Origin of the sequence: Nocardia sp. NPDC049190 (assembly GCF_040648115.1) — a bacterium.
GTDB lineage: Bacteria > Actinomycetota > Actinomycetes > Mycobacteriales > Mycobacteriaceae > Nocardia.
On sequence record NZ_JBEZDE010000006.1, the window covers coordinates 213044 to 228655 of the forward strand.

General features: G+C 66.0%; 12 protein-coding genes and 1 pseudogene. 11 read left to right on the forward strand and 2 right to left on the reverse strand.

Annotated features, from left to right (window positions below; translation table 11 throughout):
• Window positions 1-544: 544 nt before the first annotated feature.
• The 3 genes and pseudogenes from AB0B25_RS08255 to AB0B25_RS08265 form a co-directional block, all read left to right on the forward strand.
• Window positions 545-1537, forward strand: coding sequence for a hypothetical protein (locus tag AB0B25_RS08255; protein ID WP_357176350.1), 993 nt, complete (start codon window positions 545-547; stop codon window positions 1535-1537).
• Complete coding sequence (locus AB0B25_RS08260) at window positions 1530-2990, forward strand: hypothetical protein (protein WP_357176352.1); 1461 nt, start codon at window positions 1530-1532, stop codon at window positions 2988-2990. The genes AB0B25_RS08255 and AB0B25_RS08260 overlap by 8 nt, the downstream gene beginning before the upstream one ends.
• 100 nt (window positions 2991-3090) lie before the next feature.
• Window positions 3091-3300 (forward strand): annotated as a pseudogene (locus AB0B25_RS08265) (group II intron reverse transcriptase/maturase); the annotation flags it as partial.
• A gap of 675 nt (window positions 3301-3975) precedes the next feature.
• Here AB0B25_RS08265 and AB0B25_RS08270 read toward each other — a convergent pair.
• Window positions 3976-6153 (reverse strand): malate synthase G, encoded by a 2178-nt coding sequence (locus AB0B25_RS08270; RefSeq protein ID WP_357176354.1) that lies wholly within the window; start codon window positions 6151-6153, stop codon window positions 3976-3978.
• Between the two features lie 243 nt (window positions 6154-6396).
• Here AB0B25_RS08270 and AB0B25_RS08275 point away from each other — a divergent pair, with 243 nt between their 5' ends.
• The 8 genes from AB0B25_RS08275 to AB0B25_RS08310 all read left to right on the forward strand — a co-directional run bounded on the left by AB0B25_RS08275 (window position 6397) and on the right by AB0B25_RS08310 (window position 12677).
• The gene (locus AB0B25_RS08275; protein ID WP_357176356.1) at window positions 6397-7137 is read left to right on the forward strand and encodes a glucose 1-dehydrogenase; all 741 of its coding nucleotides are present in this window, start codon (window positions 6397-6399) and stop codon (window positions 7135-7137) included.
• On the forward strand, window positions 7134-7343 hold the full coding sequence (locus AB0B25_RS08280) for an alcohol dehydrogenase catalytic domain-containing protein (protein WP_357176358.1): 210 nt from the start codon (window positions 7134-7136) through the stop codon (window positions 7341-7343). The genes AB0B25_RS08275 and AB0B25_RS08280 overlap by 4 nt, the downstream gene beginning before the upstream one ends.
• Window positions 7340-7978 carry a TetR/AcrR family transcriptional regulator gene (locus AB0B25_RS08285; RefSeq protein ID WP_357176360.1) on the forward strand — a complete coding sequence of 213 codons (639 nt, stop codon included), beginning with the start codon at window positions 7340-7342 and terminating at the stop codon, window positions 7976-7978. Before AB0B25_RS08280 ends, AB0B25_RS08285 begins: the two co-directional genes overlap by 4 nt.
• A gap of 2 nt (window positions 7979-7980) precedes the next feature.
• Complete coding sequence (locus AB0B25_RS08290) at window positions 7981-9270, forward strand: acyl-CoA dehydrogenase family protein (RefSeq protein ID WP_357176362.1); 1290 nt, start codon at window positions 7981-7983, stop codon at window positions 9268-9270.
• A gap of 588 nt (window positions 9271-9858) precedes the next feature.
• A complete protein-coding gene (locus AB0B25_RS08295; protein ID WP_357176364.1) occupies window positions 9859-9993 on the forward strand; it encodes a hypothetical protein in 135 nt (44 codons plus the stop codon).
• A gap of 105 nt (window positions 9994-10098) precedes the next feature.
• Window positions 10099-10593 (forward strand): HNH endonuclease, encoded by a 495-nt coding sequence (locus tag AB0B25_RS08300; protein ID WP_357176440.1) that lies wholly within the window; start codon window positions 10099-10101, stop codon window positions 10591-10593.
• 28 nt (window positions 10594-10621) lie between these two features.
• Entirely contained in the window at window positions 10622-10894 is a 273-nt protein-coding gene (locus AB0B25_RS08305; protein WP_357176365.1) for a WhiB family transcriptional regulator, read from the forward strand.
• A gap of 109 nt (window positions 10895-11003) precedes the next feature.
• Window positions 11004-12677, forward strand: coding sequence for a VWA domain-containing protein (locus AB0B25_RS08310; protein WP_357176367.1), 1674 nt, complete (start codon window positions 11004-11006; stop codon window positions 12675-12677).
• 73 nt (window positions 12678-12750) lie between these two features.
• On the opposite strand, the gene gcvP is transcribed toward AB0B25_RS08310, so the two are convergent.
• Complete coding sequence (gcvP, locus tag AB0B25_RS08315; protein ID WP_357176369.1) at window positions 12751-15561, reverse strand: aminomethyl-transferring glycine dehydrogenase; 2811 nt, start codon at window positions 15559-15561, stop codon at window positions 12751-12753.
• Between the last annotated feature and the right edge of the window lie 51 nt (window positions 15562-15612).

Genomic DNA, 15612 nt, shown 5'->3' on the forward strand with positions numbered 1-15612 from the left:
AGCAACCGGAAACCCCGAAGCCACACCGGGTGGTCCCATAACTGGCAAAACCGCTAGTCAGGTGGTCCCATCAGTGGCAAACGGGTGGTCCCATCCTCATGGCAAAACCGGCTCCGAAGTGGTCCCATCCCCCTGGCAACCGACACCGAACTCGACAGCGTCAACACCCTCGCCTCCGCGATCCTCAGCCCTGCCTCCAGAGCACAGAGCCTGCCCAACGGTTGATGTGGTTCGGTTCGCTGCTGAAAGTATCGACAGCTCAGGGGGTTCGGGCCTGTTGGTGGCGGGGTCGCTCGGATCCTGGTGGGAGTGTGGTCGGGGTTCTATTGTTGCGGCGGTGTATATCTCGATTCGTTCGTAGGGCACGCCCGGCGGGGGCTGGCCCTACGAGGGGGAGCCGTGGAGCGGATTAGCAGAGGCACTCGGTGAGTCAACCCGGGGGCCGCCGCCCTGGGTGGATCGGCGTGTGCATCCCGTCCAATCTGTCACATGTGGTCGATTTTCTCCGTTATGTAGTTGAGCCGCAATGGTCTTGGAGGGTGCGATGGTAGAACAGCTCAACGTAGGCAACACCAAGGAGGGCATCGGCAGGACCGTCGACGGGATCGGCAAGGCAGCGCGAACCGCTTCATCACAGTTCGCCGGGCAGGTCGGCAACGTCAAGGACGCTGCCAGAGGCAGAGTCGAGAAGCTGACCGCGAAAGGGCCGGACCCCTACGAAGCGGCCGTAGCGGAATACAACAGCGTCTTCACGGCGATGGCCGACAAGGGCCAGTCTCTGTTGCGTCAGCGCGAACGCTCGACGGACCTGATCGAGCTGGTCGAGCAGTTGGTGAACAGCATCGCCAACACCCCGAAATCATTCGATACCGACTTCGACGAGATCGAGGTACATCGGAAACGGTTCCTGAACGCGGAGGATTTCGCTCAGAAAGAGCTGGAAGCGGCGCGGTTGTCGGCTGCCGGCGCCGGCGCCGGGTTCGCGGCGGGCACCGCGGTAGCGGGCCTGGCGCCGTCGGCGGCGATGTGGGTCGCCACCACCTTCGGGACAGCGTCGACCGGCACCGCGATCTCGGCTCTTTCCGGGGCGGCAGCCAGCCAGGCAGCACTGGCGTGGCTCGGTGGCGGCGCACTGGCCGCCGGTGGCGGCGGCACTGCGGCAGGCACCACACTGCTCGCGCTTGCCGGCCCGATCGGCTGGACAATCGCGGGCGCAACCCTACTCGCGTCGATCGCCCTGTTCGCGAAGAAGAAGTTCGAGAATCGAGAGGCGAAGCACGAAGCGCTGACTGCGATAAAGCACAACACCACCCTCGTCAAAGGCATGGATGCTCAGATCGACGACCTTCTCCAGCGAACGACCTCGCTCCGCGAAGGGCTGGTAAAGAGTTACGGCGAAGCCTTGGTGCACTTCCGCGCCGATTTCCACGCGCTCGCCCCTGCCGAGCGGTCGACACTCGCTACGTTGGTGAAAAACACGAAGTCGTGCGCGACCATGCTGAGCATGCGCATCGAACAGGATGCCGATAGTGAGTGACGCTGCCGAGTTCGTCACGGGCACCCAGGAGCAGGCAGTTGCTTCCTGGGTGAGCTATCTCAACCAGCTCCGCATAGACAACCTTCTGAGCGTGCTCGGCCGGCAGGACGAGCACCTTCGGGACGCGCTCACCAGTGTCGATGAAGCCGTCGGGAAGATCGATCTCGAGGTGGTCGCCGCCAACCGCGGCGGACAGCATGGCATGCACGGCTTCATCGCCGAGATCGCCGAGGTCGGGATTGGCAACGCCCGAAAGCAGATCCTTGGCGACGAGGCCGACTACCAGTGGGTCAACGACAACGGACCCGTCGACCTGATGCGCGGAAGTGTCGAGATCCAGCAGAAATTCGTCGCAGCGGGTGGCCGCTTCTCGCTGGGCGCGATCGCCGAGCACCTCCAAAAGTATCCCGAATACGTGCGCAACGGTGGGAAATACCAGATCCCCCGTGACCACTTCGAGGTGATCCAGCGGCTACATGCCTTGTCGCCCGAGGAAGCGAGCAAGCTACTGTCACGCAGCGGCGACGGACCTTCCCTCAGAAACTGGCAGCGGGTCCAAGCGTTCTTCCAAGACAGATCGGTCGGCTTCGAATCGCTCGAACCCTCGACGCTCGAATACAACGAAGTGCAGCGCGATGTCTACACCTCGACCATGGCGGCCGAAAAGGGCTCGCTCCACGCCACAGACCGGTCCCTGCGCGACGATGCCTACCAGCGTAGCCGTCCGACGCTGCGAGAAGGAGGCACGGCCGCACTCACGGCCGCCGCGACCGCGGGCGGGACCGCGTTCGTACTGGCCGTGGTCGCCAAGCGTCGGGAAGGCAAGCGGCTCAACGAGTTCAGTGAGCGCGACTGGATCGACCTCGCAGGCGAAGCCGCCTCAGGTTTCGGCAGGGGTGGCGTCCGAGGACTGAGCATCTACGCACTCACGAATTTCACCGCGACCTCCGCAGCCGTCGCCAGCTCGATCGTCACCACATCCTTCAGCATCGCAGAGCAAGCGAACAAGCTCCGCCGGGACCAGATCGACGAACTCGAGTTCATCGAGAACTCCGAGATCATCGCCTTGCAGGCCGCAGTACGCGCGCTGTCCTCTTTCGTCGGCCAGGCGACCATCCCCATCCCGGTCCTCAGCGCCGTCATCGGCACCACGGTCGGCACTGTGATGTACAAGGCCGTCGCATCATCGTTGACGAAGCGAGAGGCGGCGCTGATCGAGCGTTACCTCGACGAGCAGCGCACCCTCGACGAGCAACTCGCCGCAAAGTACCAGGCGATACTGGAAAAGCTGGACCAGAGCATGTCGGACTATCTCGGGCTGCTCGAACGAGCCTTCTCGCCTGACGTACAGGTCGCGCTCGTCGGATCGGTCGAGCTAGCGGTGGAACTCGGCGTGGCTTCGGACGAGATCCTGGAATCCGATGAGAAGGTCGACGCCTACTTCCTCGATTAGCTAGAGGGAGGCCACAGCCGACACGGCAACCTATCCCCCTCAACTTGCGTCTGCCATCTTGCTATGGAATCCGTGCCAGCCCAACTGGACCGCGACCGATCGGGTCTGAGTAGTTGTCCGCTGGTGGAAGCGGCTGCACCGCTGGAGATGGAAGGACGTCCACCGACACCTCGCCGACCACACCGGTCGGTGGCACAAACCATCGGCGGACGGGATCGAACTGTTCAACCTCGCCAAGGTGCCGATCACACGATATCGGTATCGCGGCAACACGATCCCCAACCCCTGGACCCTGGCCGACCACGCCTAACGGCAGACACCGTGGAGAGCCCGGTGCATGGAGACACGCATGCCGGGTTCGGCGAGCGGCTCGCAGAAACGGACCGGTGGCAACACCACACCGCGCTGCGGGCCGACTCAACCAAAGCTCGCATCCGGCCAGACTGATTCGCCGAGTGGTTGCTGGACCGGCAAACTGGCTGGCGTGTCGGTCGGGGACACGCCGAGGCGGCCATCGCTGCGAACGTGCTCCCAAACATATCAATCCTGAAGGTCCGTGCAGCCGACCTCTGCAACGGTCGGGATCCTCGACATCACAGCGATGGTCGAAATCTCGCAATCGCTTGCGACCACGATCGCGCCGTCTCGACCTCCGCAGACCGCTGGGCGTAGCTCGACATGACGCCGGGCCCATAGCCAACGCGAAGATTTTGGTCGGCGGCCTCCTGATTTATCACGACACTTTGTGTCCGCACGCCACGACCGTACTCATCAAGGAGGCAGCCATCGGCGCTGGTAGGGCATCGTTTTCTGACACCGACTGCATTTCTCGCGTGTGACCGTTTTTGTGACCGTTTTGACCGTGACGGGCCGGTATCCAAGCTGATCTTCAGTGATTACAGAGGCCCCTCGCCTGGTGTTCCTGGTGAGGGGCCTCAATTCGAAAAGAGCTGTCAGAAGCTACTTTTCAATCACTGAACATCACTCACTTGTACGTGCCCTTGGCCTCCCGACGCCGCCGGTGCAGGATCGGCTCGGTGTAGCCGTTGGGCTGCTTGGCGCCCAGCAGGATCAGTTCCTTGGCCGCCTGAAAGGCAATGCTGCCCGGGAAGTCCGGTGCCATGGCGCGGTAGTTCGGATCACCAGCATTCTGCCGGTCCACGACCGGCGCCATCCGCTCCAGACTGGCCACCACCTCGTCGGCGGTGACGATGCCGTGACGCAGCCAGTTGGCCATCAGCTGGCTCGAAATACGCAGGGTCGCACGGTCTTCCATGAGCGCGACGTCCTTGATGTCGGGCACCTTGGAGCAACCGACGCCCTGGTCGATCCACCGCACGACATAACCGAGGATGGATTGCGAATTGTTGTCCAGTTCCTGACGCTTCTCCTCGTCGGTCCAGGTCGGCGCGGCGGCCAGCGGGATCTCCAGGATCTGATCGACAGTGGCGCGACGACCGCCCTTGGCGATCTCCTGCTGCCGTGCGAACACATCGACCAAGTGGTAGTGGGTCGCGTGCAGTGTGGCCGCGGTCGGCGAGGGCACCCAGGCGGTGTTGGCGCCCGCCTTGGGGTGGCCGATCTTTTGCGCCAGCATGTCGGCCATCAGGTCCGGCATGGCCCACATCCCCTTGCCGATCTGCGCCTTGCCGGGCAAGCCCGCGGCCAGACCGGTGTCGACGTTGCGGTCCTCGTAGGACAGGATCCACTGCTGGGACTTCATGTCGGCCTTGCGGACCATCGGCCCGGCCTCCATGGAGGTGTGGATCTCGTCGCCGGTGCGGTCCAGGAAGCCGGTGTTGATGAAGACGACGCGCTCGGCAGCGGCCGCGATGCATGCCGCGAGGTTCACTGTGGTGCGTCGCTCCTCGTCCATGATGCCGACCTTGAGCGTGTTGCGCCGCAGTCCGATCACGTCCTCGATCCTCGCGAAAAGCTCGTCGGTGAAGGCGACCTCGTCCGGGCCGTGCATCTTCGGCTTCACGATGTAGACCGAGCCGGTGCGGCTGTTCTTCAGCACGGTGTCGTCACCGAGACTGTGCTTGGCGATCAGCGAAGTGATCAGGCCGTCCAGGATGCCTTCGGGCACCTCGTTGCCCTGAGCGTCGAGGATCGCGTCGGAGGTCATCAAATGACCGACGTTGCGCACGAACATCAGCGAGCGGCCGTGCAGCACGAGTTCGCCGCCGTCCAACCCCGTGTACACACGGTCGGGGTTCATCGTGCGGGTGAAGGTCTTCTCACCCTTGGTGACCACCTCGGTCAGGTCACCTTTCATCAGTCCCAGCCAGTTGTGGTATCCGAGCACCTTGTCCTCGGCGTCCACGGCGGCAACCGAGTCCTCGAAGTCCATGATCGTGGTGACGGCCGATTCGAGTACGACGTCGCGCACACCGGCGGTGTCGGTGCTCCCGATCGGCGATCGTGGGTCGATCTGGATCTCGATGTGCAAACCGTTGTGCTGGAGCAGGACCGAACTCGGAGACTCCGGGTCGCCGAGGTAACCGACCAGCTGCGAGGCGTCGGCGAGGCCGATGCTGGTGCCGTCCTCCAGGCCGACCTCCAGTTCACCGTCGACGATCTTGTAGAACGTCGAACCGATGTGCGATCCGGTGATCAGGGTGACCGAGTCGTCGAGGAAGTTGCGCGCCCACTCGATGACTTTGTCTCCACGCACCTTGTTGTAGCCGGCGCCCTTCTGTGCGCCGTTCGCCTCGGAGATGGCGTCGGTGCCGTACAGCGCGTCATACAGCGAGCCCCAGCGGGCGTTCGCGGCGTTGATCGCGAAGCGGGCGTTCATCACGGGCACCACGAGCTGCGGGCCCGCGGTGGTGGCGATCTCGTCGTCCACGTTCCGCGTCGCGATCTGGAACTCGCCCGGCTCGGGGCGCAGGTAGCCGATTTCGGTCAGGAACTGCTTGTAGGCGGCCCTGTCGTAATTCGCGCCGGGATGCTCCGCGTGCCAGGCGTCGATCTTGCCCTGGATCTCGTCGCGTTCGGCCAGCAGAGCACGATTGCGCGGCGCGAGATCGGCAAAGATCTGCTCGGCGCCCGCCCAGAACCCGGCGGAATCCACGCCGGTACCGGGAAGCGCCTCGTTCTCGATGAACTCGTGGAGAACGCTGGCAACCTGCAGCCCGCCGACCTGAATCCGCTTTGTCATCTACTGCCTCACTTCTGAGAAAGCCGGGTGGAAAGACGCAACCATGTTACCCGTCGGTAGATAAGGTCCGCGTCGGGCCGACACCTCGTCTGCCCATTCTGTGTCGTGACGCCGTTCGTGAGCTGGTCGTTCATCCGGCGGATCGTGTAGGTGTCGGCGGTCGGCCGGACAACCCCTTGATCGTACCGCGCGGTACGTTTAATGTACTGATCGGAACATTTCCGACGCGCAGCGGGAGTCCGGGTGTCGCTCACAGACAAGGTCGTCGTTGTCACCGGAGGTAGCCGGGGCCTCGGTAAGGAGATGGCGCTCGCCTTCGCGGCGGCCGGCGCGGATGTGGTGATCGCCAGCCGCAAATTCGACGGCTGCGCCGCCCTCGCCGAGGAGGTAACGAACCGGCACGGACGCCGCGCCCTGCCGATAGCCTGCAATGTCAGCGACTGGTCGCAGTGCGATGCGCTGGTCGAGGCCGTCTACAGCGAGTTCGGCCGGGTCGACGTGCTGGTCAACAATGCGGGCCTCTCGCCGCTGTACCCGAGCCTCGACCAAGTCACCGAGGCGTTGTTCGACAAGGTGATCGGGGTGAATCTCAAAGGACCGTTCCGGCTCTCGGCGCGGATCGGCACCCGCATGATGGTCGACGGCGGCGGCTCGATCATCAATATCTCCTCGATCGAGGCCACCAGACCGGAACCATTCGCCATCCCCTACTCCACCGCCAAGGCGGGACTCAACGCGCTGACCGGCGGGCTGGCCCAAGCGTTCGCGCCGACCGTCCGGGTCAACACGATCCAGTGCGGCCCGTTCGCCACCGACATCGCCAGAGCCTGGCCGGATGGACTCCGCGACGCCCTCACCGAACACAACGCGCTACACCGGGTCGGCGAACCGGACGAGATCGTCGGCGCCGCACTGTTCTTCGCCACCGATGCCTCGGCGTTCTGCACCGGGTCCACTCTCGCAGTAGACGGCGGCTGGCGATGAAAGCACTGACCGACGCAGGCCTCCGGCAGATTTCGTACTCCACCCGTGCCGCACCCACACTGCCCGGACCCGACGGCGCGACCATCCGGGCCACCGCCGCGGGCATCCGCGGCGACGATCTGCACATCTACGCCGGACAAGCTTTCGCGCCGTGCTGGAGCCACACCGGACACGAGGCGGTCGGCGTTCTGGATCCGGCGCGATGATCGCCCCGGGCCGTCGACGCGGTCGCCCGCCCGCCGCCGAGTCGACCGCGGGCGACACCAGGCGACGGATCGTTCGAGCCGCGATCGATCTGTTCGCCGAGAAGGGCTTTCACGGCACCGGCGTGGCCGAGATCGGCGAGCGCGCCGACGTGCAGCGTGGCGCGCTGTACTACCACATCGGCTCGAAGGAAGAACTGCTCTGGCAGATCCTGCGGGACTACATCGCACTGATGCTGGTCGAGGCCGAGCAGATCGCCGAGGGCGCCGACGATCCGGTCACCAAGCTGCGCACACTGATCCATAGCCATGTCCGGCTGATCATCCGTCACCAGCGCGAGGTCACCATCCAGTTGCGCGATGTCGGCGCGCTGACCGGCATGCGCGAAACCGAACTGCAGGACCTGCGCGACCGGATCCAGTACTGCTGGCAACGTGTCCTCGACGCGGGCCATGCTGAAGGATTGCTGCGCACCAACGACCATGTGGTGACCAACGGCATGCTCGGCATGCTGAACATGGTGACGTTCTGGTACCGCCCGCACGGCGGCCACTCCCCCGGCGAGATCGCCGAGATTCTCGCCTCCACACTCCTCGACGGCGTCGTGCGCGCCACCGACCGCGGCATGGAAGGCTGACCATGGCTTGGGATTTCGAAACCGACCCCGAATACCAGAAGAGGTTGGACTGGGCGGCGGAGTTCGTCCGGACCGAGGTGGAACCGCTCGACCTGCTGTATCCGAATCCCTACGACCGCACCGACCAGGAAGCCATGGCGCTGATGCGTCCGCTCGCGGAGCAGGTCAAGGAGCAGGGCCTCTGGGCCTGTCATTTGGGACCGGACCTAGGCGGTCCCGGCTACGGGCAGATGAAGCTCGCACTGCTCAACGAGGTATTGGGTACCTCGAAGTGGGCGCCGTCGGTATTCGGCTGCCAGGCACCGGATTCCGGCAACGCGGAAATCCTCGCGCACTACGGCACGCCGGAGCAGAAGGCGACCTACCTGGCGCCGCTGCTGGCCGGGGAGATCGGCTCCTGCTATGTGATGACCGAACCGGCCGGTGGCTCGGACCCCACGCTGTTCACAACTCGCGCGGTGCGCGACGGCGACCACTGGGTGATCAACGGAGAGAAGTGGTTCAACTCGAACGCGCAGTTCGCCGCGTTCCACATCGTCATGGTGGTGACCGACCCCGACGTCGGTCCCTACCGGGGCATGTCGATGTTCATCGTGCCCGCCGGCGCCCCCGGCCTCGAGATCGTGAAAAACTTCCAGGTCGCGGGCTTCAGCGAGCACGAGGGCCACCTGCGGTTCACCGACGTCCGCGTTCCCGCCGACCATCTACTCGGCGCCGAAGGGCATGGCTTCGTCGTCGCGCAGACCCGTCTGGGCGGCGGCCGAGTTCATCACGCGATGCGATCGGTCGCACTGGTGCGCAAAGCGTTCGACATGATGGCCGAGCGCGCGGTATCTCGTCCGATGCGCGACGGCCCGCTGGCCGGGCTGCAGATGACCCAGGAACGCATCGCCGACAGCTGGATCGAGATGGAGCAGTTCCGGCTGCTGGTGCTCCGCACCGCGTGGCGCATCGACAAGGAGCAGGATTATCGCAAGGTGCGCAAGGACATCGCTGCCATCAAGGTCGCGATGCCCAAGGTGATGCACGACATCGCCCAACGCGCGCTGCACCTGCACGGTGCGCTCGGCGTCAGCCAAGATCTGCCGTTCGTGGACATGCTCGGTTACGCCGAGGTGATGGCCATCGCCGACGGCCCGACCGAGGTGCACAAGATCACCCTCGCGAAGGAGGTCCTGAAGGACTACACGCCTGCCGACCCGGTGTACCCGAGCGGCTATCGCCCCGCTCTGCGGGAGAAGGCGCGTGAACTGGTCGCCGAGCGCTTGGAGCGCATCGTCGGGAATTTGTGACATGCCGTTTCGCCCGCGCGCCAGCTACCGTCTCGCCGGTCGTCGTGCCCATCGATACGCGCACACCGGCGGCTGGCGCACTGAGCGATGACTGGCACAGGACAACTGGGGCGTCGACAACGAGCTGTCCGTCGATCGGTACGCGAGTCTGCCCCTCAGCCGCAAGACCGCTACGGCGGTCGGGTTCTGCGCGGATACGCACCGATCGATGGACACCGTCGCCGCGTGCCGCACTCGTCCGATCGAGGTATGTAGCCCGTCCCGGGCCGCGACCGCTCAGTACCGCTACCGACGACTTCCCGAGTGGGGCCGCGGCGTCCACAGACACGATCACGCATGGACCGACCTCGGCAGCCCGAGCACTCCGTCCCCGGTCGATACCGATGGCGCAGCTCACCGGCGGCGCATCCGATGCGATCTCTTGTTCGACGCGGCAGCACTACGACCGAGTCGGTCCGCGATCGGCGGGTCTGGTCATCGCACCGCCGAAAATGACCCGACAGCGACGGGGGCGTTGTGCCACCATGTGATTGACGATGACCATCGCATCGAAGGTGGTCGCCCGAGCAGTGGAGAGGAGGGGCGGCAGTGCTTCCGGAACAGACGAATCGAAGGTATCCCGACATGGCGCCGTGGCTGTCGACCGCGGGCGACGCGTTCGGCACGCAGTTGTGCGTCATGCACGACGGGCCGGACGACAGCCGCCTCGACGCCCTCGGCTGATACCGCCGCCGTCCCCCTCCTCACTCACTTTCCGTACGAAACATGGTGACTCCCATGCCGTCCCGCCGTGCCACCGATCAGGTTGTGCCGACCACCGACAACTGGATGAACACCGGAGTGGTCGTCCTCAACGCTTCCTACGAGGCGCTGGATGAGATCACTGCCGACCGGGCCGTCGTCCTGCTCATCGCCGGTGCGGCGGAGACGGTCGTGGTCCGCGATCCCCGCTTCCCGATTCGGTCACGGCACCTGGAACTCGCTCTGCCGGAGACGATTCGGTTGCTGCGCTACGTGTATATCGAGCACAGCCCGCTGCGGTACGACGATAGTCGCGCGACGCCGGCCGGCGTGCTGCGCCGAGACAACCACCGGTGCGGCTACTGCGCGCGGTGGGCCCGCACCGTAGACCACATCCGGCCGCGATCACGGGGCGGCCCGAACACCTGGAGCAATCTGGTGGCCTGCTGCGCGCCGTGCAACACGGCCAAGGCCGACCGCACCCCGGAAGAGGCGGGCATGCGCCTGCTCTGGGAGCCGCGGGCGCCCAACCACCGAGTCAGGCAGCAACGGCGAATCTGGAAGCAACTCGCCGCCACCTGACCACGATCCGAGGAAGGAGAAGATCGCGATGACCTACACCGAGACCACCACCGTCGCCGAGTCGACCCTGGCCGACCTGCTTCCACTCTCGGATTCCCGAGCGTGGCACCGCGCGGCCTGCCGTGGCGACCCGAACCACGATGCCTGGTTCCCGTACCCGTCGCAGGATTTCGACTACGCCCGCGCAGTCTGTGCGGCCTGTCCGATCCGAGACGCGTGCGGCGAGTTCGCCGCCCACACCGGACAGTCCGGGGTCTGGGGCGGCCACGAGTTCGACCGGGGACGCGTAATCCGCCAGTGACACTCCGCCCGCGCACGACAGCAGGTACGCCGATGAGCCGCGCACCGACCGACTGGCGGAACAGGGAGCCTCGCCGAGCCCGCCTCGCCGAGGACCATACACTGAGCGCGTGGGCACTCATCGCAGCGGAGCCAGGTCCCGGGGCGTCAGCAAAGGTCCGGTTATCGCAGTGGTTGTCGTTGCGTTGTTAGCTGGGATCGTTGTCGGCTGGTTTCAACTGCGCGATCGGGCAGCCCATCAGGACAGCGCTGCGGCGGCCGAGTGCGTGGAGGGGCCCGCGACGCTGTACGTGACCGCCGATCCGGAGATCGCGACGCAGGTCAGGGCCGCCGCGGACGGCTACAACTCGACCAAGCCTCGGGTGCGCGACCACTGCGCGCAGGTCGCGGTGACCACGCAGCCCTCGGCCGCCGTCGTCGCCGCGTTCACCAGCGGCAAAGCCTGGGAACCGGCGCTCGGCCCGCAACCTGCGCTGTGGATCGCCGATTCGTCTCGCTCCATCGAGGCGATGCGGGTACCCGGGCTGATCGAGGGCACTCCCGCGCCGGTCGCCGGGAGCCCGATCGTGCTGGCAGTGCCGGAGGAATTGCGCCGCGCGCTGGAGCAGGCACAGATCAGCTGGGCGGATCTGCCACGGCTGCAGCAGGGCTCGCTCGGCGAACTCGGACTGACCGGTTGGGGTGGCCTGCGAATGGCGCTCCCGCTCGGGGACGCCACGCTCGCCGCGGCCACCTCGGTCGGCAGCATGGTGTCGGGCGCGGATCCGCTCACCACGGCGGAGGCGCAATCCGGTCAGGTGGTCGCCGCCGTCTCGGGGCTCGCCGTGGGTGCCCCCGAGGCGTCCGACACCGCTGCCGCGCTGTCCGCCATCGCGGGGACGCGACAGGCATCGATTCATGCGGTAGCTGCTACCGAACAGCAAGTGAAGACCCGGCCCGAGGTGACCGCGTTCCGTCCGACCGGGGCCGCGCCGACAGCGGATTACCCGGCCGCACTGATGTCCGGCCCATGGGTGGACAAGACTCAAAATCTCATCGCGGGGCTGTTCCGCGATTATCTGCGTGCCCCGAGTCAGGCGCAGAACTTCCTCGCCGCCGGATTCACCACCGCACCGCCCGACGCGGTCGCCGCGCCACCACGCGCCGCCCTCGACAAGGTGGTGGCCACGCTCGCAAAGCCCGTTCTCGGCGTGCAGTCCACGGTTCTGATCGACGTCTCGGCCTCGATGGCGACCGCCGAGGGTGCCACGACACGGCTGACGAATGTGATCGGCGCTCTGAACTCCACAATGACCGTCATGCCGCCCGACTTCGGCCTCGGTGTCTGGACCTTCGGTAAAAACCTCGAAGGCACCACCCCGTATCAGGTGCAGGCCGCCACTGCGCCGCTCACCACCGACCAGCGCACACTGATCAGCACCGCCCTCGGCGCCGTCCACGCCGGCGAGCCACGGGCCGATCAGGCATACCCCTCGTTGATCGCCGCTTTCAAGAGCGCTATCGCTGGATACAAGCCTGGCCTGACCAACTCGGTGCTGCTGATCACCGACGGACCCGATGACGATTCCACGGTCACCGGAGCCGAACTGGCGGCCGACATCACCGCCGCGATCAACCGCGACCGCCCCGTTCGGATCGACATGATCGTCATCGGCGGCAATGGCAGCAGCAACCAAACCCTGCAGGACCTGACGCGGCAGACCGGAGGCAGCTACACCCGCGTAACCACCTCCGACGACATCAGCTTCGGCTCCGCCGTCGTCAAGGCACTCACTACTCCCTGACCGACCGTGCCAGCGCGAGCGGGGCGGGCTCGATGCCGACGTCGCGCCCGCGGACGGTGCGAGCCGGCCATGGTCAATCGGCGTAAGCCTCCAGCGGCGGGCACGCGCACACCAGGTTCCGGTCGCCATAGGCACCGTCGATCCGGCGTACCGGCGGCCATACCTTGGCCCTGGCATGCGCGCGGCCGCGTGGATAGACGGCGATCTCACGACTGTAGGGATGCTCCCATTCGCCCACCAGTGATGCCGCGGTGTGCGGCGCACCGCGCAGCGGGTTGTCGGTCACCGGCCACACGCCCGTGTCCACCTGATCGATCTCCGCGCGGATGGCGATCATCGCCTCGATGAAATCGTCCAACTCGGCCAGATTCTCGCTTTCGGTCGGCTCCACCATCAGTGTGCCTGCCACCGGGAAACTCATGGTCGGCGCGTGGAAACCGTAGTCCGCGAGTCGCTTGGCCACGTCGTCGACCGTGACGCCGGTCCGTTTGGTGATCTCGCGCAGATCGAGTATGCACTCGTGCGCGACCATGCCGTGCTCTCCGGTGTAGAGCACCGGGAAGTACTCATCCAACCTGCGGGCGATGTAGTTCGCCGACGCGATCGCCGACAGCGTGGCCCTGCGCAAACCGTCGGCGCCCATCATGCGGATATAGGCCCAGGTGATCGGCAGGATCGACGCCGAGCCGTACTCGGCCGCCGAGACCGCGTGCGATCCCGCCTGCAACGGATCGCCAGGCAGATACCGGGCCAGATGCGCGCGCACCGCGACCGGGCCGACACCAGGACCACCGCCACCGTGCGGAATGCAGAAGGTCTTGTGCAGGTTGAGATGACTCACGTCGCCACCGAACCGGCCCGGACGGGCGAGGCCGACCAGCGCGTTCAAGTTCGCGCCGTCCACATAGACCTGACCGCCCGCATCGTGCACGAGCGCGCACAACTCGGCGACCTCGTGCTCGTATACGCCATGCGTGGACGGGTAGGTGATCATGATGCAGGCCAGCCGGTCGGCGTGGTCGGCGATCTTGGCGCGTAGGTCGTTCAGATCGACGTCCCCGTTGTCGCGGCACTTCACCATTTCGACGCGCAGCCCGGCCATGGCCGCGGAGGCCGCGTTGGTGCCGTGCGCGCTGGACGGGATGAGGCAGGTGTCGCGGTGACTGTCGCCGCGGTCCAGATGGTAGCGGCGGATCGCCAGCAGGCCGGCGTACTCGCCCTGGCTGCCCGCGTTGGGCTGCAGACTCACCGAGTCGTAACCGGTGATATCCGACAGCCAGCCCTCCAGATCCGCGATCACCTTCAGCAGACCAGGCGCGTCATCGACCGGCGCGTACGGGTGCATACGAGCGAAGCCGGGCCAGGTGATGGCCTCCATCTCCGCGGTGGCGTTGAGCTTCATGGTGCACGAGCCGAGCGGAATCATGCTGCGGTCCAACGCGATGTCTTTGTCGGACAGCGAGCGCAGATAGCGCAGCATGGCCGTCTCGGTGTGGTACTTCGTGAACGCGGCGTGGTTCAGGAACTCCGATGTCCGGGTCTCTATCGCGGCGACCGGAGCCGGCGCGCCCTGCTCGGAGGACATCGCGGTGCCGAAGGATTCGAGCACGGCCGCGACGTGCGCATCGGTGGTCGCCTCGTCACAGGCGATGCCGACATGGTCGGCGTCCACCAGGCGCACATTGATCCCGCGTGATTTCGCCTTCGCCACCACGGCTTCCGCGCCACCGGGCACATGGGCGAGCACAGTGTCGAAGAAGGCGTCGTGCACGACGGCGCCGTCCAGCCCTGCCGCGATCGCGGTGGCATGCCGGTGCACCCTGCGAGCGATGGCACGCAAGCCGTCGGCACCGTGGTAGGACGCGTACATCGCGGCCACGATCGCCAGCAGCACCTGCGCGGTGCAGATGTTGGAGGTCGCCTTCTCACGACGGATGTGCTGCTCGCGGGTCTGCAATGCGAGCCGATAGGCCACGTCGCCGTCCGCGTCCACCGAGACGCCGACCAGGCGACCGGGTAGCTGACGGGCCTGCTTCTGGCGAACGGCCAGATACCCGGCGTGCGGGCCACCGAAGCCGAGCGGAACACCGAAACGCTGGGTGGTGCCGAAGCACACGTCGGCGCCTTGCTCGCCGGGCGGCGTGATCAGTGTCATGGCCAGCAGGTCCGCCCCCACCGCAACCAGCGCGCCGCGCTCGTGCGCCGCGCTGATCAAGTCGGTCCAGTCCACGATGCGGCCGGAGGCACCGGGCGTCTGCGCCAGCACACCGAAGAACTCACCGTCGGGCAGCGCGTCCGCGGACAGGTCCGCCTCGACGATCTCGAGGCCGAGCGGCTCCGCCCTGGTGTACAGCACGGTCCTGGTCTGCGGGAACAGATCGGTGTCGATCAGAAGGCGCGTGGACTTGGACCTACTCGCGCGATGCAGCAGCGTCATCGCCTCGGCCGCAGCCGTGGCCTCGTCCAGCATGGATGCGTTGGCGACATCCATCCCGGTCAGCTCGGACACCATGGTCTGGAAGTTGAGCAGGGCCTCCAGCCTGCCCTGGCTGATCTCCGGCTGGTAGGGGGTGTAAGCGGTGTACCAGGCCGGGTTCTCCAGCACATTGCGCACCAGTACCGGCGGGGTCAGCGTGTCATAGTAGCCGAGGCCGATCATCGAGGTCGCCACGGTGTTCGCCTGGGCAAGCGCCGCCAGTTCGGCGAGTGCCTCGTGCTCGGTGGCCGCTGCGGGCAGTCCGGCCAGGCCGGTGCCGTCCAGGATGCTGGCCGGCAACGCCTTCGCGGCCAGCTCATCGAGCGACGGTACGCCGATGACGTCCAGGATCCGGGCGAGTTCGCCTCGGTCCGGTCCGATATGACGATCGGCGAATGAGCGTGTCACGACAAAACTCCCAAGGTCGGGCGGGGTCGACCGCGTGGTCGACGAGTACCG

Bases quoted from the DNA above. Each gene is read 5' to 3' on its own strand.
- AB0B25_RS08255 (WP_357176350.1), top strand. From the start codon at position 545: ATGGTAGAACAGCTCAACGTAGGCAACACCAAGGAGGGCATCGGCAGG.
- AB0B25_RS08270 (WP_357176354.1), bottom strand. From the start codon at position 6,153: ATGACAAAGCGGATTCAGGTCGGCGGGCTGCAGGTTGCCAGCGTTCTC.
- AB0B25_RS08280 (WP_357176358.1), top strand. From the start codon at position 7,134: ATGAAAGCACTGACCGACGCAGGCCTCCGGCAGATTTCGTACTCCACC.
- AB0B25_RS08285 (WP_357176360.1), top strand. From the start codon at position 7,340: ATGATCGCCCCGGGCCGTCGACGCGGTCGCCCGCCCGCCGCCGAGTCG.
- AB0B25_RS08290 (WP_357176362.1), top strand. From the start codon at position 7,981: ATGGCTTGGGATTTCGAAACCGACCCCGAATACCAGAAGAGGTTGGAC.
- AB0B25_RS08300 (WP_357176440.1), top strand. From the start codon at position 10,099: ATGAACACCGGAGTGGTCGTCCTCAACGCTTCCTACGAGGCGCTGGAT.
- AB0B25_RS08305 (WP_357176365.1), top strand. From the start codon at position 10,622: ATGACCTACACCGAGACCACCACCGTCGCCGAGTCGACCCTGGCCGAC.